Here is a 22,757-nt window from a genome sequence, read left to right on the forward strand (position 1 = left end):
TTGCGCCGCAGCCCTGACTATCTGATGCGCAACGACCGAGGGGTAACCTATGCAGCACAGCGACTTGCCAGACGACGCCAGCCTCACGACCGAAGGATATGTCTCAAGCGAACGGGGCAAAATTCTGCTGCTGGCCTGCGGGGCCCTTGCGCGCGAGATTCTGGACCTCAAGCAGCGCAATGGCTGGGACCATATGGAACTGACTTGCCTGCCCGCCATCCTGCATGTGCATCCCGACCGCATCACGCAGGCGGTACAGGATGCTGTGGCCAAACATCGTGCGCAGTATGAGACGATCTATGTCGTCTACGCCGATTGTGGCACGGGCGGGCTGCTGGAACGGGCCTGCAACGAGTTGGGAATCGAAATAGTGAAGGGCCCGCACTGCTATTCCTTTTTCGAAGGCAATCAGCAGTTTGAGGCCCGAGGTGAAGATGAGACCACCGCCTTTTACCTGACCGATTTTCTGGCCCGGCAATTCGATGCCTTTGTCTGGAAACCTCTGGGCCTGGACCGCCACCCCGAGCTGCGCGACATGTATTTCGGCAATTACACCAAGCTGATCTATCAGGCCCAAACCGATGATCCGGCCCTGACCGAACGCGCCCGTGAATGCGCCGAACGCATGGGCCTGGAATTTGAGCGCCGCCTGACCGGTTATGGCGATCTTGAATCGACGCTGACGGACTGGGCGAACCGCTGAGGTCAGGCGTTTTCCTGCGCCACCTCGCGGATACGCTCGATCATCGCGCGCAACCCGTTTGAGCGCTGTGCCGAAAGGTGGTCGTTCAGACCCAGACGCGCCAGCTCGCCTCCGGCATCGACGGCGGCAACATCGCGAACCGGCAAGCCGTTATACAAGGACCGCAATACCGCGATCAGCCCACGCACGATCAGCGCGTCGCTGTCTCCGTCAAAACGGAATACGCCATCTTCGATGATCGGGTGCAACCAAACCTGGCTGGCGCAACCGTGAACCTTGGTGGCCGGAACCTTGAGCGCATCGTCCAATGGCTCCATCGCTTTGCCTTGCTCGATCACGTGGCGATAGCGATCTTCCCAATCGTCCAGAAACTCGAAATCCTCAACGATTTCCTCAAAGGCGGGCGTGGCCATGGTCGGGCAGTCCTTTTGTTGCGTTCACAATTGTGACCTATGCCGCTGATCTGGACCTGTCCACCCCTTCGCGCGGCTTTTCAAACACCGGCTTTTGCGGTAACCCATTGCTGGAATTACAGCTCTGGACATCTGGACCATGCAAAAATCGTATATTGTTCTTCTGGTCGCTGCCCTGACCGTTTCTGCCTGCAGCAACTGGGGGGATTCTCGGGTGAACCCGTCGAATTGGTTCGGATCAAGCACCCCGGCCCCGGCTGTGGACCCGGTAACTGCCGCCAATGACGCGAACCTGCTGGTTCCCGACAACGAACGCGGCGGGTTGTTTTCCCGCAGCGTGCCAGACGATCTGAGCGTTGCGATCGCCAAAATCGATGAACTGCGGATCGACCCCACAGCCAATGGGGCTATTATCTACGCTGCGGGTACCGCCGCCCGCCAAGGGGCCTTTAACGCGCGGCTGGTCCTTGTCGAAAGCGAAGAGAACCAGAAAAACGGGGTTCTGGAATACACATTCCGGGTTGAGTATCCGCAGAGCCCGACCAACCAAGGCACCGAGCGGTCGCGGATGGTGTCGGACGCGATCAACGTGTCCAGACGCGATCTGGAAGGTGTGCGTCTGGTACGGGTCGTGGGCCAGCAGAACGCGCTGGAATCTCGGCGCCGTTAACAGGCGTTACAGCGTCACGACCTCGACGCTCTGGCCGTTGGCGGCCAGTGCGATCTTGCCCTCACACAGTTTCAGGGCATCCTCTCCGAACACCTCGAACCGCCAGCCGGACATGGCGGGCAATGTACGCTCACCGGCCGCGATCTGGTCCAACTCGGCGCTTGTGGCAATCAGTTTCGCCGCCACGCCTGAGCTTTCTGTCTTGGACTTCAGCAAGACACGCAGCAGATCGGCCAGCGCCGGGTTGACCTTGAGCTTGTCGCGGCTGTTATCCACCCGTGGCAATTGATCGGCCGGGCAGTTCACGCCTTTTTTGACGGCCGCCAGAATACCTTCGGCAATTGCGCCCTTGCGCGCCTCGCGCAGCAAAAGGCGCGATCCACCCAGATCAGAGGGCGATTTCGGTTTGGTCGAGGCCAGCTCGATCAGTGCATCATCCTTGAACACGCGGCTGCGGGGTACGTTGTTTTCCTGCGCATAGCCTTCGCGGAACTGCGCCAGTTCACGCACCACTGCCAGGAACTTGGCCGAGTTGGTGCGGGTCTTGACCCGTTTCCACGCGTCCTCGGGCCGAATGTCATAAGTGTCGGGGCGGGTCAGAATCTGCAATTCCTCGGCCACCCAATGGCTGCGCTTTGTCTTTTTCAGCTGCGCCGCCAGATGTTCGTAAATCTGGCGCAGATGCGTTACATCGGCCAGAGCATAGGTTTTCTGCGCATCCGACAGCGGACGCCGCGACCAATCGGTAAAGCGAGAGGTCTTGTCGACCCCCTGCTTGCAGATCTTGCGCACCAGCGTCTCATAGCCGACCTGTTCCCCAAACCCGCAGACCATGGCCGCGACCTGCGTGTCAAAAAGTGGAACAGGAAAGACGCCCGCTTCGACCCAGAAAATCTCAAGATCCTGACGGGCGGCGTGGAACACCTTGACCACGTTTTCATTGCCGAACAGCTCATAAAGCGGGTCCAGCGACAGGCCACTGGCCAGTGGATCAACCAACACGGCGCTGTCTTCGTCCTCGGATGGGACGGCCAGCTGAACAAGGCAGAGCTTGGAGTAATAAGTACGCTCACGCAGGAATTCGGTGTCTACGGTCACATAATCGTATTCCGCCGCGGCCCTGCAGAAATCGGCCAGCTCTTGCGTCGTTGTCAGGGTTTTCATGCGTGGTGCTATTCTTGCTCTTTTTCTTGATGGCTTTCCGTCAGCGAAATGCCGTACCCAGCCTTGGGGGAAACCATAGGCAGAATATCGCCCGTCTGTAAATCACCCCGGCAGCAACACCGGAGTCCGATCTCCACTGGCGTAACGGCGCAACACTGCCGGGTAGAGCTGGTGTTCCCAGACCAACACACGCGCCGCCAGCTGTTCCGGGGTGTCGCCCGGTTCGATTTGGACCCGCGCCTGGCCCAGAATCGGGCCGTCATCCAACGCCGCCGTCACCTCATGGACCGAGCATCCATGCTCGGCATCCCCGGCCTCAATCGCGCGGGCATGGGTATTAAGGCCCTTGTATTTCGGCAGCAGCGACGGGTGGATGTTCAGCATCCGCCCCTGAAAGCGCGAGACGAAATCGCCGGTCAGAACACGCATAAAGCCCGCAAGGCAGACAATATCAGGTTGCGCGGCCTCCAGTGGTTTCAACAGTTCCGCCTCGAACGCGGCGCGGTCGCCCTTGAAGGGGCGATGGTCCACCCAAGCGGTTGGGATACCGCGCGCAGCGGCCTTTTTCAGACCACCCGCCTCGGCATCGTTGGACAACACCAGACAAGGCCGGGCCGGGTGATCGCCCACCATGCTGTCGACCAGAGACACCATGTTCGATCCACCGCCCGAAATCAGGATGGCGACACGCTTGTGGCTCACAACAGCTTGCCTGAATAGGCCATGCCGGGCGTGTCGGTGATGGTGCCGATGCGCGAGACGGTCTCGTCCGCATCAGCCAGCAATGCGGCCAGTTCATCCGCACGGTCCGCGTCACAGGCGACGATCATGCCGATGCCGCAGTTGAAGGTCTTCAGCATCTCAGCCTCGGCAATCCCGCCGGTTTCCGCCATCCAGCGGAAAACTGGCGGCAAGTCCCAGGCATTCAGGTCGATCTCAGCGCCCAGCCCTTCGGGCAGGACACGCGGCAGGTTTTCAGTCAGACCGCCACCGGTGATATGGGCCAGCGCATGCACGCCCCCTGCCCGGATCGCCTGCAACGCGGGTTTGACATACAGCCGAGTCGGCGTCAGCAGCGCCTCACCCAGCGATCCCTCACCAAAGGGCGACGCGGCGTCCCAGCCCAGCCCCGACATCTCAACCAGTTTGCGCACCAGCGAATAGCCGTTGGAATGCACCCCGTTCGAGGCCAGACCCAGCAGCACATCCCCCTGCTGTACGCCCGCAGGCAGATGCGCGCCCCGCTCCATCGCGCCGACCGAGAAACCGGCCAGATCGAAATCGCCATCCGGGTACATGCCCGGCATTTCAGCTGTCTCACCCCCGATCAGGGCGCAGCCGGACTGCACGCAGCCCTCGGCGATCCCTTCGATGATCCGTGCGGCGGTGTCGGTGTCCAGCTTTCCGGTTGCGAAATAATCAAGGAAAAACAGAGGCTCAGCACCCTGACAGATCAGGTCATTGACGCACATGGCGACAAGGTCGATCCCCACGCCATCGACCACACCGGTGTCGATCGCAATCCGCAGCTTGGTGCCCACGCCATCGGTGGCACCCACCAAAACCGGGTCCGTGTAGCCAGCCGCCTTGAGGTCGAACAGAGCGCCAAATCCGCCCAGCCCGCTCATCACGCCGGATCGGTCCGTCCGCTTGGCCGCAGGCTTGATCCGGTCGACCAGAGCGTTCCCCGCATCAATATCAACGCCCGCATCGGCATAGGTGATTCCGTTCTTGCCCGTCGTCATGGCCAGCCCCTTATGAATGGTTCCCGCGCGGGTTAGTCGATTGTGCGGCTTGTTGCAACGGTCAGGCTTGACGCGGGCGTTCACCGTGATACTCAAAGCGCTCAGGCGGGCCTGTAGCTCAATTGGTTAGAGCAGAGCGCTCATAACGCTTTGGTTGCGGGTTCAAGTCCTGCCGGGCCTACCAAATCTCCGCAACAGCAGCAGAAAACGCAGTCGGGACCTTAGCGCCCAATGATGATATCGGCGCACAATCCGCCCAATCTTTCGCTTTTGCTAAGCCGCAGCACACCGCCATGGGCGCGGGCAATATCTGAGACAATCGCCAGCCCCAACCCGACCCCGCTGCCCTGATTCTGGTTGCGCGCGGGATCAAGGCGCGAAAACGGTTTGACCGCCTCGGCCCGCTGCTCGGGCGGAATGCCTGGCCCGTCATCTTCGACCCGGAACCGAACGGACTTGGGCGAGATGGACAGGCTGACATCCGCGCGGTTGCCATAGCGCACGGCGTTGCCAATCAGGTTCTCAACCCCACGCCGGATGGCCGTGGGCCGCAAAACAGCGGTGCCGTCGCCTTCAACCTGAATCAAGTCTGCCTCATACCCGGCCCGGCGCGCGTCTTTGACGATTTGGTCCAACAGGGTTCTCGGATCGACCTCTTCTGGGGCGCTTTCGGATGCGCCGCGTGAGAACTCCAGAAAAGCATCCAGCAACAGCTGCATCTCATCCACGTCTTGCTGAAGCGGGGCGGCCTCTTCCTCGGGCAGCATCGACAGGCCCAGTTTCAGGCGGGTCAGAGGGGTGCGCAGATCGTGGCTGACACCCGACAGCATCATGGTGCGCTGTTCCATCTGCCGTTCGATCCGCGCGCGCATATCGAGAAACGCACTGCCCGCCGCGCGCACTTCGATCGCACCGCCCGGCGTGTATGGCACCACCCGCCCGCGGCCAAACGCCTGCGCCGCATCCGCCAGACGCATGATCGGGCGCAGCTGGTTGCGCATATACAGAAAGGAAATCGACGTCATGATGATCGCAAAAAACACCATCGTCACGATCAACTGGTGCGGAGCAACCGGTGACAGGCGTCTGCGGTCAAAGGTCAATTGCAGCAGCCCCAGATCCGTCTGCATATAGACCCGCGCTTCTTGCCCGCTGGGAAGCGCCACCGCCGTAAGATCAGGCAGAAGGTTCCACAGATCCGTCTCAACCTGCGGCGCGATGAAATCATACCAGCGGCGATGGCCGATCATCGGCTCTTCGTTGATGGTCAGAAAACGGGCCTTCATGTCCAGCGCCTGCAGATCAGGCCGAATAGCCGCCAGCGCCTGCTGCTGGGTTTCCACCGCGTTGACCGCATCGACGACCAGCATCACCTCGCGCGAGGCAGTGCGCGTCATCTGCGCCGTCACGTCCTCAAGGTGCTTTTGCAGAAACGCAATGCCCACAACCAGAAGCAGGACAACCACTGGCAGCACCAGTATCAGCGCAGCACGGGCATAGAGGCTGCGCGGCATATAAGATTTGAGCCATCGTGCGGACATGCGCTAAACCTAACGGGCTGTATCGACAAGAGAAAGAGCGCAAAATGCAGGCCCCTGACGATTTCAACCCCCCGACCGGTCAAGCCATTGCGCTGCAACCGGGCCTACGCCGCATTCTGGCCCCGAATCCCTCGCCCATGACTTATCGCGGCACCAACACCTATCTGCTGGGCACAGGCGATCTGGCGGTGATTGACCCCGGCCCCCTGAGTGAAGCGCATCTTGAGACGATTCTGCAGGCGGTTCAGCCGGGCCAACGCATCAGCCACATCATCGTCACGCACAGCCATCTTGACCATTCGCCACTGGCGCGACCGCTGGCCGACCGAACCGGAGCGCCGGTCCTGGCCTTTGGCGGGCCGCAGGCCGGGCGCAGCGCAATCATGACCCAACTGGCCCACGAAGGGTTGGCCGGTGGCGGCGAAGGCATCGACACCGCCTTTCGCCCCGATCAAGAACTGCCCGACGGCGCGCAGATCACCGGCGATGGCTGGCAGCTTGAGGTGATTCACACGCCCGGGCATCTGGGCAATCACATCGCGCTGGCCTGGGGGGATGTGTGCTTTACCGGCGATCACGTGATGGGGTGGGCCAGCTCTCTGGTCTCGCCCCCGGATGGAGACCTGACGGATTTCATGTCCGCCTGCCACCGCCTGCGCGCGCGGGAGTGGTCGGTGTTCCATTCCGGGCACGGTGCCCCGATTCACGACCCTGCGGCGCGGCTGGACTGGCTGATCAATCACCGCCAGATGCGCGAGGGCCAGATTCTGGACGCATTACAGGAACAACCCGGGACAGCTCAGGATTTGGCGGCGCGCATCTATGTTGACACCCCCGCCGCGCTGTTGCGGGCCGCCGAGCGGAACGTGTTCGCTCATCTTGTTGATCTGACGGGAAATAACCGGGTGAAACCCATCGGCGCACTCTCTGCCACGGCTACCTTTCAACAACAAAACTGACGCCGCAGAACTTTTTTGTGAAAAGGTCACATTCCCCTCTGGACGGGGAAAATCGGGATTGTTATACGCCCCTCAGTTCCGGCGTAGCTCAGCGGTAGAGCAGTTGACTGTTAATCAATTGGTCGTAGGTTCGATCCCTACCGCCGGAGCCAAATTCCCCACAAATCCAGACATCTATGGCACGCATGTCGCGTGGAATGGGGTCCAAGATTTTTCGACGAAAAATCTTCCGCGCCCTCTGGACGCCGCAGAAACGGATTGCTATACGGCGCGAACCGTTCCGGCGTAGCTCAGCGGTAGAGCAGTTGACTGTTAATCAATTGGTCGTAGGTTCGATCCCTACCGCCGGAGCCATTCACCCTTATATGTCAACCCGTTAAGGCATCCTGAAAATCCGCACGCAGCGTGCGTTTCAGAATCTTGCCCGTGGCGTTCAGCGGCAGCGCATCTACAAAGACGACCTTGTCCGGGACCTGCCACTTGGCAATCTTGCCGTCATAGAAAGCCAGAATTTCCTCCTCCGAGGGTTCCTCGCCCTCGGCCTTGACGGCGACCAGCAAGGGGCGTTCGTCCCATTTCTCATGCGGCACACCAACCACGGCGGCGGTTGCGAGCTTGGGATGAGCGACGGCGATATTCTCCAACTCAACCGAACTGATCCACTCACCGCCCGATTTGATGATGTCCTTGGACCGGTCGCGGATGGTCATATAACCGTCCGGGTCCAGCGTGGCGACATCGCCCGTGGCGAACCATCCATCCTGCAGAAGCTCTTGATCCTGCATCTGGAAATAGCTGTCCAACACCCAGTGGCCCCTTACCAGAAGATCGCCCTGTGTTTCTCCATCATGTGGCAGGTTATTGCCGTCATCATCGACGATCTTGAGTTCGACCCCATAGCATGGCCGCCCCTGACTTTCCCTGACTTTGTGTTGTTCTTCCAGCGGCAAGTCACGGTGCTTGGCCAGCGGATGGTTGGCGGTGCCCAGCGGGCTCATCTCGCTCATGCCCCAGGCGTGGACCGTATCGACGCCATAGGTGTCGCGGAAGGTTTCGATCATCGAGGGCGGGCACGCCGCCCCACCGATCACCGTCCGTTCAAGGCTTTCCAACTGGCTGCCGGACTGTGCGGCATAGGCCAGCAGACCTTGCCAGATCGTCGGCACGCCCATCGCCAGCGTCACGCCGTATGTGTCGATCAGTTTGACCAACGCCTCGCCATGCAGATCCGGCCCCGGCAGCACCATGCGAGAGCCGGACATGGCGCAGGCATAGGGTGACCCCCAGGCGTTGACGTGGAACATCGGAACAACAGGCATCACCACATCCATGGCCGAAAACCCGATCACGTCGCGCGTGTTCGATCCGAAACTGTGTAGAACCGTCGAGCGGTGCGAATACAACACACCCTTGGGATGCCCGGTCGTGCCCGACGTGTAACACAGGCTGGAGGCGGTGTTTTCATCAAAGCTGGGCCACTCAAAGCCTGCATCGCCCTTCTCGATCAGATCATCATAGAACTGAACGCCTGGAATTTGCGCCTCAGCCTCGGCATTACGCGCACCCATCAGAACGAAATGCTGGACTTCGGTCAGATGCTCTTTCAGCGCGGCAACCAGCGGGATGAAGGTGGCGTCAAAGAACAGAACGCGGTCCTGCGCGTGGTTGATGATATAGGTCAGCTGCTCGGGGAACAGGCGCGGATTGATCGTGTGACAGACAAAACCTGCGCCTGAAGCGGCATAGTAAATCTCAAGATGACGGCGGTTGTTCCATGCCAGTGTGCCGATCCTCGCCTGCGGCTCCAGACCCAAGCTGGTCAGGGCCGAAGCCAGTTTGCGCGCGTTGCGCGACACTTCGGACCAGTTTGTTTCCGTCACCGTGCCATCGGTTTCGACCGAGAAAATCTCGGTCTGGCCATGATACCGGTCGGCGTGATTGATCAGTGACGAGATCAGCAAAGGCTGCGTCATCATCTGTCCCAGCATGGACATTCCTCCCATCGTCAGCGCTTGGGCGCGCTTTTACCTTGGCACCGACACTGCCAAGATTTCAATTGTCTGACAATAAGAGAGTGCAGCCGATCCCTGCGTCAACCGCGATGACGCAAGGCAAAGTCGACCAGCGCCGCGGTCGAGCCATCCTTGCCCTCGGCGCTTTGCTCACCATCCACAATCGGCCCCAAGGACGTCGCCAGTTCCTTGCCCAGCTCAACGCCCCATTGATCGAAGGAATTGATGCCCAGCAGAACCCCTTCGACAAAAACGCGATGTTCGTACAGGGCGATGATCTGGCCCAGCACGAACGGCGTAAGCAGCGGGTAAATCAGGGTCGAGGATGGCCGGTTGCCCGGAAACACACGGTGACGGGCTTGTCGCTCCAACTCATCCCCCGTCAGGCCCTTTTCGGCCATACGCTGCCGGGCCTCTTCCAGCGAACGTCCGCGCATCAGCGCCTCGGACTGGGCCAGGCAATTGGCCAGCAGCAGGAGGTGATGATGGGTCAGTTCTGGTTCGTGCCCTTCGGCGGCGACCATGAATTCGCAGGGGATTACATCGGTGCCCTGATGGATCAACTGATAAAACGCGTGCTGACCATTAGTGCCGGGTTCACCCCAGACAACAGGACCAGACGGTACGATAAGCGCGCTGCCATCCATGGCGACGGATTTGCCGTTCGATTCCATCTCAAGCTGTTGGAAATAGGCTGGCAGGCGCAGCAGGCGTTGATCATAAGGCAGAACCGCACGGCTGGCGTGGCCCAGAACCTGACGGTGCCAGATGCCGACAAGGGCCAGCATGACCGGCATATTCTCGGCCCAGTCTGCGGCCTGAAAATGCACATCCATCGCCTGCCCGCCCCGCAGAAACGCGTCGAACGCGTTCGAGCCGACAGCGATCATCACAGGCAGTCCCACCGGCCCCCAGACCGAATACCGCCCGCCAACCCAATCGGCGAAACCAAACACACGTTCAGCCGGGACACCGAAGGCTTCGGTCTTGTCCACGGCGCTGGACACGGCGGCGAATTGTCTGGCCGGATCACCCCCGCCATCCATCATCCATGCCCGCGCGGTGCGCGCGTTGGTCATGGTCTCAATGGTGGTAAAGGTCTTGGAGGCCACAATCACCAGCGTCCGTTTCGGATCAAGCTGGCGCAAAGTGTCAGCGATATGCGCCCCATCCACGTTGGACACATAATGCAGCCGGGGTCCATCATGATACGGGGCCAGCGCGTGGGTCGCCATCACCGGCCCAAGGTCCGAGCCGCCAATGCCGATATTCACCACATCGGTAAAGCCGCCCCCTGCTCCTGCGATCGCGCCGCCGCGTACCTCTTCGGCAAAGACCCGCATCCGGTGCAGCGTGTCCAGCACGTCGGGCATCACGTCCAGCCCGTCAACTTCGACCGGGCCGCCATCCAGATTGCGCAGCGCCGTATGCAGCACCGCACGCCCTTCGGTTTCGTTGATCTTTGCGCCCGAGAACATCGCCGCGCGCCGGTCGGCTAGCCCGGCATCGTCACACAGCCCGATCAGCGCATCGCGGATGTCGCCGTCAATCTGCGTCTTGGAATAGTCAAACAGCAGATCACCGGTTGAGGCCGAAAACCCTTGTGCCCGCGTCGTATCCTTGTCGAACAAATCAAGGATGGTCTGGTCTTTCCGGTCCGCTGCAAGGGTGATCAGGGTATCCAAATTCATCGCAGTCACTCCGCCCAGTGCACTGTCATACCGCTGAGAACGGCGGCGATGGGGGCCTCTTCCGGTGGCAAGGACATGGCACGATCCAGTGCGTCACGCTTTGCCGCCCCAAAGATCACAAGATGTTTCGACAAGGCCCCGTTCAGCACCGGCGCGGTCAGGGTGATGCGCGGTTCGGGCTGCACATCCGTGCGCGCCACGGCCAATGGGGGCGCGTGACTGTCCAAAGCGGCCTCCAACCCATCCATTCCAGGGAACAGGGATGCGGTGTGCATGTCTTCGCCCATGCCCAGCACCAGCACGGACAGAGGCCGGATCGGTGTAATCAGGCTTTCCAGTTCGGGCAGAATATCCTCAGGCTCTTTCCCCGGCAGATAAAGCGGGACGTATTGCGCGACCGAGGCGCGATTGGTCAGCAAACGCGCACGGATCAGCCCCTCGTTCGAGCGGTCGCTGTCGCCGGGGACACAGCGTTCGTCGGTGGGCAGAACTTGCACCCGATCCCATTCCAGATCAGCCGCACACAGCCCGTCAAAAATCGGCCCCGGTGTGGTGCCTCCGGGTACTGCGAACGAGACGGTATCATGGTGCAGCAGGGCAGCCTCAAGCTCTCCGGCCAATACGTTGGCGACGTCGATGGCCAGCATGTCGCGGTCAGCGTATTCTTGTATTTTCATGGGTTTATCCCCTGCCAGCGGCGACCGTCTCGTTTCATCAGCAGTTCGGCGTCGCCCGGACCCGTGCTGCCACTTTCATAGGGTTTGGGCACATCGCCACGTGCCTGCCACCCTGCAATGATCGGGTCGGTCCAGGCCCAGGCGGCCTCGACCTCATCCCCGCGCATGAACAGGGTCTGGTTGCCCCGGATCACGTCCATCACCAGACGTTCATAGGCATCGGGCGGGTCCTGATTTTCCGGGCCCAAAGCCTCGGCAAAGCTCATGTCCAGGGGCACATCGACCAGACGCATCCCACCCGGCCCCGGCTCTTTGATCGTTACTTTTAACGTGATACCTTCATTCGGTTGCAAACGGATCGACAGCACGTTGGCATGGCGCCCCGCCTCTTCGCCAAAGATGGAATGCGGCGCGTCCTTGAACATCACGTTGATGACCGAGGACCGCGCCACCAACCGCTTGCCGGTACGCAGGTAAAACGGAGTGCCTGCCCACCGCCAATTGCTGACATGCGCCTTGAGCGCAACATAGCTTTCGGTTGTGGAGCGCGGATTGCCCACCACATCCCGATACCCGGGCCCGTCGCCCACAAACTGGCCGCGCACGATGTGGTGGGGCTCAACCGAGTCAAGCGCACGGATCACTTTCAGCTTTTCGTCCCGCACGGCATCAGGATCGAACTTTGCCGGGGGTTCCATCGCGATCAGACACAGCAGCTGCATCAGATGGTTCTGCATCATGTCGCGCATCGCACCGGCGCGATCATAATAGTCCTCGCGCCCATCAATGCCGACGGATTCGGCCACGGTGATCTGGATATGATCGACGTATTGGCTGTTCCACAGCGGTTCAAACAGCATATTGCCAAAGCGGACGGCCATCAGGTTCTGAACGGTTTCTTTGCCCAGATAATGGTCGATGCGATAGATCTGGTTTTCGGCAAAATGCACGGCCAGAGTCGCGTTCAGCGCCTGCGCGCTCTCCAAATCATGACCAAAGGGTTTTTCCACGACAATCCGGGTCATCGGGGTGATCAGGCTATGGGCCTTGATCCGCTCGGCCAAAGGCCCGAACAGCGCCGGCCCGACCGAGAAATAGAAGGCCCGCACACGGATATGGCTGAGTTTGCTGGCCAAAGCCCCCCAGCCCTCACCCGAGATGCCATCCAGCGAGACATAGTCGATACATTGCAGAAACGACCTCAGCGCCGAGACATCCCGGCAGTGCTTTGCCGCATGCGTCCTGAGCGACTCGGCCACGATTTCGCGAAACCCCTCCGCATCGTGATCGGATCGCGCCGCCCCGATGATCTGCACCCCGTCCGCCCATTGCCCGGCGCAAAAACGGCGAAACAGCGCCGGCAAAATCTTGCGCTGAGCCAGATCGCCGGTTGCGCCAAAAATGACCAGATCGAAAGGGTCGACAGGAATGACACGAGAAACCATGCGTTTTCCTTACCTTGCCCCGGCGACCATGTCTAATGTTAGCGCAATCAATTCCCAAGTTTTTTTAGTGAATCCGGAAAGGGTCCACCGCACGGCTGTGGACCTGTCAGCCCCAGGATCGGGAAAGGCTCTGCTAGTTCAGCTCGGGCGATTTCCAGTATTTGGTACCGTTCGCCCCGGCAGATACACGCCAGCCTTTCTTCCCAAGCACAAAGAAAGAGCGGCCATCCACAAAACGCACCGTTTCATCGCTGCGCTCATCACCATACATCGCGCCCGATTCAGCGGTTGCGTCATAACCATGGGTGATGAACTTGTCCAAATCCGCAGGCTCTTGGAACAGGATCACGAACTTGGTTTCAAACCCGCCAATGCCGACGGCGGCCCCAACGCCTCCGGTGCCCATATTCATATAGGTGTGCTGCCCGGTGTCCTTGGAAACCGCAACCCCGCGCCCATACCCGGCAGAAACCGGAAACACCGTGACCTTGCGGGAGTCAAAGACCGCGTATCCAGCGCTGATGCCGAACAGCTCATCCGCTTCGGGGTTTTCAGCCAGCAATTGCGTCAAGACTTCATCGGCCATCAGATCAAGTTTGGCGCGTGTCTCTTCGGGGGTGGCCTCATTGGTGACCAGATCGGCGGTGGAATCGATCGTGTGATCGACCACATTGGCACCTTTTTCAATCGTATCACCAACTGCTTCGGCCCCCTGCCCAATGGCAGTGGCCGTGCTTTCCGCCCCTTTCTTTATCTTATCAAGAACACCTTCGGCCAGAGCCGGACCGCTCAGGAAAAGGCTGGTTGCTAAAATAAGTCCTCGGGGCATGAAATGATTCCATCTGTGGTCAATGCGATTGATCGCACCTTACCCCAAGCGCAGAACAAATTTACGTATCTAATTTACTGCACATCCAAATTTTTCCATTCGCTCAGTTCACGCGGAGCTCACCCACCATGTTGCGCCATTCACCGGGGGCGATCATCTTGCGATGGGTAAACCGAACCGAATGTAGCGGGCCTTCGATCTCGCGCTGCCAGAACTCGACAAACTCAAAAAGTTTCGGGTGGTCTGGCGCCAGATCGTAGTCCTGCCAGATGAACGTGTTCAGAACATGGATATAGTCGGGCATGTGATAGAAGAATTCCGCCGTCGTCAGCCCATATCCCTTAAGCATCAATTCCGTTTCGCTTTGCTCCATGCAGACCTCCAGATTTGTTACAAGGTCTCTTCAGGGTAACACGACTACCCCCTAATCCTTGGTTAACAATATGTTACTCTGGTGTTACGGGGGTTTTTTGCGCGAAATACGCTGCTTGCTTGCACCTTATGTGCCGGGTCTGATAGAGTGCACACACAAGATATAGACCCAGCACAAAGAACGGGCAGTTTACGTGAGCGATACGCCAGAAACCCCAGAAAACATGGATGAAACCCCGCCCGAGCGCCCAGTCTATGACGGCCCGACGGTCTCCATCGAATCCGAGATGCGCACATCCTATCTGGATTATGCCATGTCGGTCATCGTCTCCCGCGCGATCCCCGATCTGCGCGATGGCCTGAAACCGGTGCACCGGCGCATCCTTTACGCGATGCACGAAACCGGCAACACCCATGACAAGGCGTACCGCAAATCGGCGCGTCCGGTGGGCGATGTGATGGGTAAATACCACCCGCATGGTGACAGCGCGATCTACGACGCGCTGGTGCGGATGGCGCAGGATTTCTCAATGTCGCTGCCGCTGCTGGACGGTCAGGGCAACTTTGGCTCGATGGACGGCGATAACCCGGCGGCCATGCGTTATACCGAAGTGCGGATGGACAAACCCGCCGCCTCCCTGCTGGCCGATATCGAAAAAGAGACGGTCGATTTTCAGGACAACTATGACGGCAAAGACAAAGAGCCGACCGTCCTGCCCGCCCGGTTCCCGAACATGCTGGTCAATGGCGCAGGCGGTATCGCCGTGGGTATGGCGACCAACATTCCTCCGCATAACCTGGGTGAGGTTGTTGACGCCACGCTGGCATTGATCGACGACCCTGACCTGACCTCCGAGCAGTTGATCGAATACGTCCCCGGACCTGATTTCCCGACCGGAGGCGTCATGCTGGGCCGATCCGGCGCGCGCAAAGCCTATCTTGAGGGGCGCGGCAGCGTCATCATCCGCGCCAAGACGCGGGTCGAGGAAATCCGCCGCGACCGATATGCGATTGTGGTGGATGAGATCCCCTATCAGGTGAACAAAGCCTCGATGATCGAAAAGATCGCCGAAGCCGTACGTGAAAAACGCATCGAAGGTGTGGCGCATGTGCAGGACGAATCCGACCGCAATGGCGTGCGCGTCGTGGTCGAACTGAAACGCGATGCAACGCCCGAGGTGGTGCTGAACCAGCTATACCGTTTCTCGCCGATGCAGACGTCTTTTGGCTGCAATATGCTGGCCCTGAACGGTGGTCGGCCTGAACAGCTGACCCTGCGCCGGTTCCTGACCTCGTTCATCGACTTCCGTGAGGATGTCGTCGCCCGCCGCACCGCCTATGACCTGCGCAAAGCGCGGGAACGCAGCCACATCCTGTGTGGTCTGGCCGTGGCCGTGTCGAACGTGGACGAAGTGGTTGCCACCATCCGCTCATCCGCCGACGCCGCCGAGGCGCGCGAAAAACTGATGACCCGCCGCTGGCCCGCGGCCGAGATCGAAGGCTATCTGCGCCTGATCGACGATCCTCTGTCCAAGATGAACGACGATGGCACCTATAACCTGACCGAGGTTCAGGCCCGCGCCATCCTGGAACTGCGTCTGCAGCGCCTGACCCAACTGGGCGTCAAAGAGGTCACGGACGAGTTGGAGCAACTGGCGGCCAAGATCAAAGAATATCTGGATATTCTGTCCTCGCGCGAACGCATCATGTCGATCATCGGCGATGAGCTGCGCGAAGTCCGTGAACAGTTTGCCGTGCCCCGTCGCACCGAGATCGTCGACTGGTCCGGCGACATGGAAGACGAGGACCTGATCGAGCGCGAAGACATGGTCGTGACCGTTACATCGGGCGGCTACATCAAACGTACACCGCTGGCCGACTTCCGCGCGCAAAAGCGCGGCGGCAAGGGCCTGTCGGGGATGCAGACCAAGGAAGAGGATGTCGTCACCAACCTCTTCGTGGCCAACACTCACACGCAGCTGCTGTTCTTCACCACCGAAGGCATGGTCTACAAGCTCAAGACCTGGCGTTTGCCGCAGTCCAGCCGGACTGGCAAAGGTAAGGCGATCGTCAACATCCTGCCGATCCCGACCGGGGTTTCCATCGCGGCGATCATGCCCGTGGATGTGCCGGATGAAGAGTGGGAGAACCTGCAAATCGTCTTTGCCACCAGCGCGGGCGATGTGCGGCGTAACCGCCTGTCGGATTTCACCAATGTGCGCCGCAACGGCAAGATCGCGATGAAGCTGCCGGACGATGTGGAGTTGGTGAACGCGCGTATCTGTTCGGAAGACGAAGATGTGATGCTGGTGACCAATTCGGGCCGTGCGATCCGTTTCCGCACCACCGATGTGCGCGTCTTCAACTCGCGCGAATCCACCGGTGTGCGCGGCATCAAGCTGACGAATGGCGACCGGGTGGTTTCCATGTCCGTGATCCGCCATTTCGAGGCCGACCCGGACGAGCGTGCCGCCTACCTCAAGATGCGCCGGGCCGTGGCGGGCATCGCCGATGATGGCGAGACGGACGAAGACGAAGCAGCCCCCGGCACCATCACGCAGGAACGCTATGCCGAGATGTCGGCGGCCGAGAACCTGATCCTGACCATCACATCGGGCGGCGCGGGCAAGCTGAGCTCCAGCCACGATTACCCGGTGCGCGGGCGCGGTGGCATGGGTGTCGCGGCCATGGACAAGGCGATGCGCGGCGGTGAGCTTGTGGCCTCATTCCCGGTTGAGATCGACGACCAGATCATGCTGGCGACATCGAAGGGGCAGTCGATCCGGGTGCCGGTCGATGGTATCTCATTCCGGTCGCGCAGCGCGGGTGGCGTGCGGGTGTTCAACACCGGCAAGGGAGAAGAGGTCGTCAGCGTCGCCTGGATCGCCGATCAGGGTGACGAAGAAGACGACGGGCAAGCCCCCGAATAAACGAACAAAAAGGCGCTTCGGCGCCTTTTTCTTTGCCTGCTAACTGCCGCGCAGCAGGTCCGCAATTGCCCACAACCGATCCTGCCCCCAGATGCTCTGCCCGTTGACGTGAAAGCTGGGCACGCCCCACAGGCCGATCTCTTGCAGGCGGGCTTGGTTGGCCTCAACCCGGTTGCGCCACGTGTCGGAGTGCACATGCGCCTTGGCCTCTTGCCAATCCAGCCCCGCTTTTTCCGCGATCTGGGCCAAGCCGGTCTCCGTCGCCGCATCAATCCCCTGCGACCACACAGCCGTCAGAAAGGCCGAGCAGTAGTCAGCCAGCCGCCCCTGCGCCTCGGCATGATCCAGCAGGGCATAACCACGTTCCACCCCTGCCCCCAGCGGATCAGAGATGCGACCGAATGGAATACCCAGCCGCCGCGCCTCGCGCGTGCAATCGCGCAGGATGTAGGACGATTTCGCCTTTGGCACCGGCAAGCCGCGCATCAGCATCGGCAGCACCGGCCTAAGGATCAGATTGGCCTGGCAGTCTCGGGCCAGGGCACGGGCCCGGTCGAAGGCCAGATAGGAATACGGGCTGCGGAAAGAGAAAAAGAACTCGATCTCAGCCCCCGGCGCTGGGGTCAGGTTCGGTGCGATCTGCGGGATGATCGGATCAGCTTTTTGCCCCAGCCCCAGACCCTGCAACCGGTTTTCCAGATAATGCAGCCGGTCCAGCCCCCAATAGGTCTCGCCGCCATAGGCAAAACATCCGCCCTGATAATGGCCGACCGCCGCAAGAGATTGATCGCCCAATGCTATGACCGTCGCTGGATCGACCTCTGGCCCCTCCGGGATCGATGCGTCAGCCCAGAGGGTTTCAGTCACCTCAGGAGCCATGGCAATGAAATCATCCGCGCCAGCCAAAACGCGTTCCGCCGTGGCAATGCGCGCGGGATCAGGAGTGGGCACCGTGGGAGGCACATAGCCCAAACGGTTGGCCACCCGCACCACATCGTGGAACGCATTCAGCCGAAACGCTTCTGGTGAGGGCATCATATCGGGCGGCGATCCTGAGATCAGAAAGGTTCGAAGTTCTATACTATAGCGATGTTTGAAATCTGCCAGAACCTGCACCGTCAGCAGGCTGTAAGGATCTGAGAGATCATGGAAATACTCAACCACATGAGGCTGTCCGGTCAGTCGGCGCCTGACCTCATGCAGGGTTCGCCGCGTGGTCTGCAACCCGCTGCTGGTCAGAACCATTGCGGCCCGCGTTTTGAGTTTCCGACTGACTGACAAAGGCCCCTCCGACGCGTGTCTTGGGGCACTTTAACGGTTGCGGCAGAAAAGCCCATGCCGCGACACGGGAACGTGACGTCTCACAGCTCGTAGAGCGCGCCGAATTTACCCTCAAGATAGGACAAGAGCGGTTCCGGTCCGGGCTCCATCCCGCTGGCGCGGGTGATTGTGTCGCGGGGTGCGTAAAGCCCGCCATGGCGTTGCAGGTTCTCGCGCAGCCACGTGGTTGCGCCTGTCGTGTCGCCCTGCGCCAGTTGCGTCTCAAGATCCGGCACCGCAGCGCGCAACGCCTGATACAGGCACCCGGCATAGACGTTGCCCAGCGAATAGGTCGGGAAGTAACCAAACAGCCCCACCGACCAGTGGACATCCTGCAAACACCCGTTCGACGGCTTATCGACCGCATAACCGAAATCCGATTTAAACCGGTCGTTCCACGCGGCCTCAAGATCGTCGACCTGCAAGTCTCCGGCCATCAGCGCGCGCTCCAGATCAAAGCGCAGCATGATGTGGAGGTTGTATTGCACCTCATCCGACTCGGTACGGATATAGCCGTTATGGACACCGTTGACCGTGGCATAGAACGCGTCTGCATCGGCAATCCCGAAATCCCCAAACGCGTCTTTCATCTGGTCGAACAGCCAACCGGTAAAGGCGCGCGAGCGGCCCAGCTGGTTTTCATAAATCCGGCTTTGGCTTTCATGGACGCCCATCGACACCCCACTGCCCAGCGGTGTCAGCGCATAGGCCGGATCGATGCCTTGTTCGTAGGCAGCATGGCCGACCTCGTGAATGGCCGAATAGAAACAGTTGAAGGGATCAGTCTCGCTGGTGCGGGTGGTGATGCGCACGTCCAGACCACTGCCCGAGCTGAACGGGTGCACGGCCTTGTCCACCCGCCCCGTGTTCAGGTCATAGCCAAAGGTTGTCGCCAGTTTCTGCGACAAGCGCATCTGGGTCAGTTCGTCGAACGTGCCGGTCAGTTCTTGCGGCGCCGGGCGGTCCAGAACGGCTGCGCGTAGGGCCACCAGACGCGGGCGCATCTGATCAAAGATGTCGGCGATCTGGCTGCCGGTTGTGTAAGGCTCATAATCCTCGACCATGGCGTCATAGACATCACCGCCCTGGGCCAGCGCCGCGCCCTCTTCACGTTTCAGGGCGACGACCTGTTGCAGCACGGGCAGGAAGGCCGAGACATCCTCATCCGCGCGGGCCTGCGCCCAGGTGCCCTGCGCGGCGGATGTGACCCGCGCGATGGCCTTTGCCAGATCGGCCGGCACTTTGATCGTACGCTCATACGACCGACGGATTTCACGCACCTGCGCCTGCCCCACCTCATCCTGCGGGTCGGCGTGTTCCAGCCATTCGGCCACACGTGGGTCGGACCGGCGGGCGTGCAAAACAGCTTCGATCGCGGCCATCTCCTCGGCCCGTTGCGGGGCGGCCCCGCGCGGCATCACCGTTTCCTGATCCCAGCCCAACCGCCCGGCGATCTGCCCCAGCGCCGAGGTTTCGCGTTGAAAAGCCATCAGGTCGTCAAAGGCGGTCATGTCACGCTCCGCGGATTGAGGTTGCGATTGGGTAAGCGGTCAGGAACCGCGCGCGCAGGATCAGGGTCCAGACGACTACGGCCATGAACTGGTGGACAATCGCGATCTGCCACGGCGCGGCATAAACCACGGTTACGATGCCGATCACCACTTGCAGTGCCAGCGCCGCAAAGGCTGCGTTAAAGGCAAACCGCGTCTGCGGATGCGCGCTGGTGCCGCCCCGCCGCCAGACGATGACGCCGAAAATCAACAGCAGATAGCCCGCGCAGCGGTGAATGAACTGCACCAGACCGGGGCTTTCGAAGAAATTGCGCCACATCGGCTCCAGCATCGTGGCATCGGGCGGCAACACTTGCCCGCCGATCAGGGGCCAGTCGGTGTAGGACCGCCCCGCGTCGATCCCCGCGACCAAAGCACCAATCAGGATTTGAAGGAATGCGAAATGCATCAGGCCGGTGGATAGCGAGAAGAGTTTCGCCTCTTTCGCGCGGCGGGCCTGTAACAGGTCGCGTTCTTCGCGGCCCAGTTCAAAGATGTACCACGCAAGAAACCCCAGGATCACAAAGGCCAGCCCCAGATGAGTGGCCAGGCGATAGCTGGCAACAGCGGTCATCCCCTCGCCCTGCGTCACGCCCGAGGCGACCATCCACCAGCCGACAGCGCCCTGAACCCCGCCCAGAACACCGGGGATCAGCAGCTTGCCGGTCCATCCCGTCGGGATTTTCCGCGCGACTAGGAAACCAAAGAACCCAAGCGCCCAGACCAGACCAATCACGCGGCCCAACTGGCGGTGGCCCCATTCCCACCAGTAGATGAATTTGAAGTCATCCAGCTCCATCCACTGGTTCTGGATGCGCCACTGGTCGATTTCCTTGTACTTGTCGAACTCGGATTGCCAGTCGGCCTCGGACATCGGCGGGATGGCCCCGGTGATCGGGCGCCATTCGGTGATCGACAAGCCACTATCCGTCAATCGGGTCAGCCCACCCACGGCGATCATGATCACGACCAGCGCAAACAGGATCATCAGCCACGCGCGGATCGCCTTTCGCGCGCCACCACGGCCACGGTCGATCATACCGGGCTGAACTGCCTGTTGTTTTTCTGTGTCTGAGACGTCTTCGAAGATGCTGCGCTTACCGCTCATGCTGTCCTCTTGTGCCTTGGATTTCGTCGCAAGCTAGGGTGAAGCGGAACATAGGTCCAGCCTTAGCCCTTGTCCTTCCAGCGGACCATCTGACGCATGATCCCGTGCAGCATCTGCACATCGGCCCGCGTCATCCGCATCCGCGACCACAGGTTGCGCAGATTGGTCTTCATCCCCTCGGCCTTTTCGGGCGGGTAGAAAAAGCCTGCCTCTTCCAACCGGTCCTCATAGTGTTCAACCAGTTTCTCAACCTCGATCCCTGTGGCCCAGTCACCTTTGCCCAGATCGGTGGCCTCATGCACCACATCGCCGGTCTGACGCATCCACTCATACGCCGTCAGCAGCACGCATTGCCCAAGGTTGAGCGAGGCATATTCGGGATTCACCGGCACCGAGATGATGGCATTGGCCTTGGCAATGTCCTCATTTTCCAACCCTGCGCGTTCGGGGCCGAACAGAACGGCGACTTTTTCACCCGCCGCGACCTTTTCGGCGGCCATCTGCATGGCGCGTTCGGGGCTGTAGACCGGCTTGGTCAACCCCCGCTGCCGCGCCGTGGTGGCAAAGACAAAGGTGCTGTCGGCCAACGCCCCGGCCAGATCATCGAACAGCTGCGCCTCATCCAGCAAACGCCCGGCCCCGCTGGACATCGCCACAGCCTTGGGGTTGGGCCAGCCGTCACGGGGCGCAACAATCCGCATCCGGTCCAGCCCGAAATTCCACATCGCGCGCGCGGCGGCACCGATGTTTTCGCCCATCTGCGGGCGCACAAGCACAAAGGACGGCTGGGATGTATCGCTGGGCATGGCTGTCTCCGAAAGTTCCGCCTGCTGTAATCGGCCTGTCAGGTCAGAGCAAGCCGATCCCCTTGTTCTGTTCCCAAATACTTCGGCCAGAGGCTTAAAAGTTTGCTTCCCCCGCGCAATCCGCTAAACCGCGCCTAAGAACAATTCCGAAGGACACGCCATGGACACCCCCGAGCAGCCGCAGATTTACCTGATAACGCCTCCGACCATCGCGCTCAGCACCTTCCCCGAGCAGTTGGGCCGCGTGCTGGACAGCACCGAGGTTGCCTGTATCCGGCTGGCGCTGGCGGGCAGTGACGAAGACACCATCGCCCGCGCCGCCGATGTCTGCCGCGAGGTTGCCCATGCGCGGGATGTGGCGATCGTGATCTCAAACCATGTCCTGCTGGCGCAACGACTGGGGCTGGACGGGGTGCATCTGGACGATGCCGCGCGTTCCGTCCGCGCCGCTCGCAAGGAACTGGGTGCGGATGCCATCGTTGGCAGTTTCTGCGCCGCCTCCAGCCACGATGGCATGACCGCTGGTGAGAATGGCGCGGATTATGTGGCCTTTGGCCCGGTTGGCGCGTCAGCTTTGGGCGACGGCACGATTGCCGGGAAAGACCTGTTTCAATGGTGGTCCGAGATGATCGAAGTGCCGGTCGTGGCCGAAGGCGGCCTGACGCCCGAGCTGATCCGCGACCTCGCCCCTCATACCGATTTCTTTGGCATTGGGGATGAAATCTGGTCGCAGGACGACCCGGTTGCAGCGCTGAAATCGCTTACCGACGCGATGTGAGCGTTAACCCTTGCACCCCTTCCAGTGCTGCGGCATGACACGGG

The 22,757-nt window shown here is 60.6% G+C and carries 20 protein-coding genes and 3 tRNA genes; 8 read left to right on the forward strand and 15 right to left on the reverse strand.

Going from position 1 to position 22,757, the window contains the following annotated elements; translation table 11 throughout:
- The first annotated feature begins 49 nt into the window (after window positions 1-49).
- A complete protein-coding gene (locus ACR0J5_RS06400) occupies window positions 50-703 on the forward strand; it encodes a DUF1638 domain-containing protein (protein WP_480651543.1) in 654 nt (217 codons plus the stop codon).
- 2 nt (window positions 704-705) lie between these two features.
- Here the strand turns inward: ACR0J5_RS06400 and ACR0J5_RS06405 are convergent, their stop codons facing one another.
- Window positions 706-1,116 (reverse strand): SufE family protein, encoded by a 411-nt coding sequence (locus ACR0J5_RS06405; protein WP_480651545.1) that lies wholly within the window; start codon window positions 1,114-1,116, stop codon window positions 706-708.
- Window positions 1,117-1,255: 139 nt separating this feature from the next.
- Between ACR0J5_RS06405 and ACR0J5_RS06410 the strand changes: the two genes are divergently transcribed.
- The gene (locus ACR0J5_RS06410) at window positions 1,256-1,786 is read left to right on the forward strand and encodes a hypothetical protein (RefSeq protein WP_480651547.1); all 531 of its coding nucleotides are present in this window, start codon (window positions 1,256-1,258) and stop codon (window positions 1,784-1,786) included.
- A 6-nt stretch (window positions 1,787-1,792) separates the two neighbouring features.
- Here the strand turns inward: ACR0J5_RS06410 and rnd are convergent, their stop codons facing one another.
- The 3 genes from rnd to purM form a co-directional block, all read right to left on the reverse strand.
- Window positions 1,793-2,950, reverse strand: a complete 1,158-nt coding sequence (gene rnd, locus ACR0J5_RS06415) for a ribonuclease D (protein ID WP_480651549.1) — start codon at window positions 2,948-2,950, stop codon at window positions 1,793-1,795.
- 102 nt (window positions 2,951-3,052) lie between these two features.
- Window positions 3,053-3,652 (reverse strand): phosphoribosylglycinamide formyltransferase, encoded by a 600-nt coding sequence (gene purN, locus ACR0J5_RS06420; protein ID WP_480651551.1) that lies wholly within the window; start codon window positions 3,650-3,652, stop codon window positions 3,053-3,055.
- A complete protein-coding gene (gene purM, locus ACR0J5_RS06425; RefSeq protein ID WP_480651553.1) occupies window positions 3,649-4,695 on the reverse strand; it encodes a phosphoribosylformylglycinamidine cyclo-ligase in 1,047 nt (348 codons plus the stop codon). The genes purN and purM overlap by 4 nt, the downstream gene beginning before the upstream one ends.
- 107 nt (window positions 4,696-4,802) lie before the next feature.
- Between purM and ACR0J5_RS06430 the strand changes: the two genes are divergently transcribed.
- A tRNA-Ile gene (locus ACR0J5_RS06430) sits at window positions 4,803-4,879 on the forward strand.
- Between the two features lie 37 nt (window positions 4,880-4,916).
- On the opposite strand, the gene ACR0J5_RS06435 is transcribed toward ACR0J5_RS06430, so the two are convergent.
- A complete protein-coding gene (locus tag ACR0J5_RS06435) occupies window positions 4,917-6,236 on the reverse strand; it encodes an ATP-binding protein (RefSeq protein WP_480651555.1) in 1,320 nt (439 codons plus the stop codon).
- A gap of 44 nt (window positions 6,237-6,280) precedes the next feature.
- Between ACR0J5_RS06435 and ACR0J5_RS06440 the strand changes: the two genes are divergently transcribed.
- The 3 genes from ACR0J5_RS06440 (at window position 6,281) to ACR0J5_RS06450 (ending at window position 7,549) form a co-directional block, all read left to right on the forward strand.
- Window positions 6,281-7,195 carry an MBL fold metallo-hydrolase gene (locus ACR0J5_RS06440; protein WP_480651557.1) on the forward strand — a complete coding sequence of 305 codons (915 nt, stop codon included), beginning with the start codon at window positions 6,281-6,283 and terminating at the stop codon, window positions 7,193-7,195.
- 77 nt (window positions 7,196-7,272) lie between these two features.
- Window positions 7,273-7,347: transfer RNA gene (locus ACR0J5_RS06445), tRNA-Asn, on the forward strand.
- Window positions 7,348-7,474: 127 nt separating this feature from the next.
- Window positions 7,475-7,549: transfer RNA gene (locus ACR0J5_RS06450), tRNA-Asn, on the forward strand.
- A gap of 14 nt (window positions 7,550-7,563) precedes the next feature.
- Here the strand turns inward: ACR0J5_RS06450 and ACR0J5_RS06455 are convergent.
- The 6 genes from ACR0J5_RS06455 to ACR0J5_RS06480 all read right to left on the reverse strand — a co-directional run bounded on the left by ACR0J5_RS06455 (window position 7,564) and on the right by ACR0J5_RS06480 (window position 14,222).
- On the reverse strand, window positions 7,564-9,183 hold the full coding sequence (locus tag ACR0J5_RS06455) for a long-chain-fatty-acid--CoA ligase (RefSeq protein ID WP_480651559.1): 1,620 nt from the start codon (window positions 9,181-9,183) through the stop codon (window positions 7,564-7,566).
- A gap of 104 nt (window positions 9,184-9,287) precedes the next feature.
- Window positions 9,288-10,898 carry a glucose-6-phosphate isomerase gene (gene pgi / locus ACR0J5_RS06460; RefSeq protein ID WP_480651561.1) on the reverse strand — a complete coding sequence of 537 codons (1,611 nt, stop codon included), beginning with the start codon at window positions 10,896-10,898 and terminating at the stop codon, window positions 9,288-9,290.
- 5 nt (window positions 10,899-10,903) lie between these two features.
- Complete coding sequence (gene pgl, locus ACR0J5_RS06465) at window positions 10,904-11,575, reverse strand: 6-phosphogluconolactonase (RefSeq protein ID WP_480651563.1); 672 nt, start codon at window positions 11,573-11,575, stop codon at window positions 10,904-10,906.
- Entirely contained in the window at window positions 11,572-13,020 is a 1,449-nt protein-coding gene (zwf, locus tag ACR0J5_RS06470) for a glucose-6-phosphate dehydrogenase (RefSeq protein ID WP_480651565.1), read from the reverse strand. The genes pgl and zwf overlap by 4 nt, the downstream gene beginning before the upstream one ends.
- A gap of 133 nt (window positions 13,021-13,153) precedes the next feature.
- Window positions 13,154-13,849 (reverse strand): lipid-binding SYLF domain-containing protein, encoded by a 696-nt coding sequence (locus tag ACR0J5_RS06475; protein ID WP_480651566.1) that lies wholly within the window; start codon window positions 13,847-13,849, stop codon window positions 13,154-13,156.
- A gap of 103 nt (window positions 13,850-13,952) precedes the next feature.
- Window positions 13,953-14,222 carry an usg protein gene (locus tag ACR0J5_RS06480; protein ID WP_480651568.1) on the reverse strand — a complete coding sequence of 90 codons (270 nt, stop codon included), beginning with the start codon at window positions 14,220-14,222 and terminating at the stop codon, window positions 13,953-13,955.
- 193 nt (window positions 14,223-14,415) lie between these two features.
- On the opposite strand from ACR0J5_RS06480, the gene gyrA reads away from it, so the two are divergent.
- The gene (gyrA, locus tag ACR0J5_RS06485) at window positions 14,416-17,151 is read left to right on the forward strand and encodes a DNA gyrase subunit A (protein ID WP_480651570.1); all 2,736 of its coding nucleotides are present in this window, start codon (window positions 14,416-14,418) and stop codon (window positions 17,149-17,151) included.
- A gap of 39 nt (window positions 17,152-17,190) precedes the next feature.
- On the opposite strand, the gene ACR0J5_RS06490 is transcribed toward gyrA, so the two are convergent.
- The 4 genes from ACR0J5_RS06490 to ACR0J5_RS06505 form a co-directional block, all read right to left on the reverse strand.
- Window positions 17,191-18,396: a DsbA family protein gene (locus ACR0J5_RS06490; RefSeq protein ID WP_480651572.1), complete on the reverse strand. Its 1,206-nt coding sequence runs from the start codon at window positions 18,394-18,396 to the stop codon at window positions 17,191-17,193.
- Window positions 18,397-18,512: 116 nt separating this feature from the next.
- Complete coding sequence (locus tag ACR0J5_RS06495) at window positions 18,513-19,982, reverse strand: carboxypeptidase M32 (RefSeq protein ID WP_480651574.1); 1,470 nt, start codon at window positions 19,980-19,982, stop codon at window positions 18,513-18,515.
- A gap of 1 nt (window position 19,983) precedes the next feature.
- Window positions 19,984-21,129, reverse strand: coding sequence for a heme A synthase (gene ctaA / locus ACR0J5_RS06500; protein WP_480651576.1), 1,146 nt, complete (start codon window positions 21,127-21,129; stop codon window positions 19,984-19,986).
- 62 nt (window positions 21,130-21,191) lie between these two features.
- Window positions 21,192-21,935, reverse strand: a complete 744-nt coding sequence (locus ACR0J5_RS06505) for an RNA methyltransferase (RefSeq protein ID WP_480651578.1) — start codon at window positions 21,933-21,935, stop codon at window positions 21,192-21,194.
- A gap of 160 nt (window positions 21,936-22,095) precedes the next feature.
- On the opposite strand from ACR0J5_RS06505, the gene ACR0J5_RS06510 reads away from it, so the two are divergent.
- Window positions 22,096-22,713: a thiamine phosphate synthase gene (locus tag ACR0J5_RS06510; protein ID WP_480651580.1), complete on the forward strand. Its 618-nt coding sequence runs from the start codon at window positions 22,096-22,098 to the stop codon at window positions 22,711-22,713.
- Window positions 22,714-22,757 lie beyond the last annotated feature (44 nt).

This window comes from Ruegeria sp. BE1, assembly GCF_056538885.1.

Coding starts and splice junctions, on each gene's coding strand:
- ACR0J5_RS06400 (WP_480651543.1), top strand. CDS start 50: ATGCAGCACAGCGACTTGCCAGACGACGCCAGCCTCACGACCGAAGGA.
- ACR0J5_RS06405 (WP_480651545.1), bottom strand. CDS start 1,116: ATGGCCACGCCCGCCTTTGAGGAAATCGTTGAGGATTTCGAGTTTCTG.
- ACR0J5_RS06410 (WP_480651547.1), top strand. CDS start 1,256: ATGCAAAAATCGTATATTGTTCTTCTGGTCGCTGCCCTGACCGTTTCT.
- rnd (WP_480651549.1), bottom strand. CDS start 2,950: ATGAAAACCCTGACAACGACGCAAGAGCTGGCCGATTTCTGCAGGGCC.
- purM (WP_480651553.1), bottom strand. CDS start 4,695: ATGACGACGGGCAAGAACGGAATCACCTATGCCGATGCGGGCGTTGAT.
- ACR0J5_RS06435 (WP_480651555.1), bottom strand. CDS start 6,236: ATGTCCGCACGATGGCTCAAATCTTATATGCCGCGCAGCCTCTATGCC.
- ACR0J5_RS06440 (WP_480651557.1), top strand. CDS start 6,281: ATGCAGGCCCCTGACGATTTCAACCCCCCGACCGGTCAAGCCATTGCG.
- ACR0J5_RS06455 (WP_480651559.1), bottom strand. CDS start 9,183: ATGCTGGGACAGATGATGACGCAGCCTTTGCTGATCTCGTCACTGATC.
- pgi (WP_480651561.1), bottom strand. CDS start 10,898: ATGAATTTGGATACCCTGATCACCCTTGCAGCGGACCGGAAAGACCAG.
- pgl (WP_480651563.1), bottom strand. CDS start 11,575: ATGAAAATACAAGAATACGCTGACCGCGACATGCTGGCCATCGACGTC.
- zwf (WP_480651565.1), bottom strand. CDS start 13,020: ATGGTTTCTCGTGTCATTCCTGTCGACCCTTTCGATCTGGTCATTTTT.
- ACR0J5_RS06475 (WP_480651566.1), bottom strand. CDS start 13,849: ATGCCCCGAGGACTTATTTTAGCAACCAGCCTTTTCCTGAGCGGTCCG.
- ACR0J5_RS06480 (WP_480651568.1), bottom strand. CDS start 14,222: ATGGAGCAAAGCGAAACGGAATTGATGCTTAAGGGATATGGGCTGACG.
- ACR0J5_RS06490 (WP_480651572.1), bottom strand. CDS start 18,396: ATGGTTCTGACCAGCAGCGGGTTGCAGACCACGCGGCGAACCCTGCAT.
- ACR0J5_RS06495 (WP_480651574.1), bottom strand. CDS start 19,982: ATGACCGCCTTTGACGACCTGATGGCTTTTCAACGCGAAACCTCGGCG.
- ctaA (WP_480651576.1), bottom strand. CDS start 21,129: ATGAGCGGTAAGCGCAGCATCTTCGAAGACGTCTCAGACACAGAAAAA.
- ACR0J5_RS06505 (WP_480651578.1), bottom strand. CDS start 21,935: ATGCCCAGCGATACATCCCAGCCGTCCTTTGTGCTTGTGCGCCCGCAG.
- ACR0J5_RS06510 (WP_480651580.1), top strand. CDS start 22,096: ATGGACACCCCCGAGCAGCCGCAGATTTACCTGATAACGCCTCCGACC.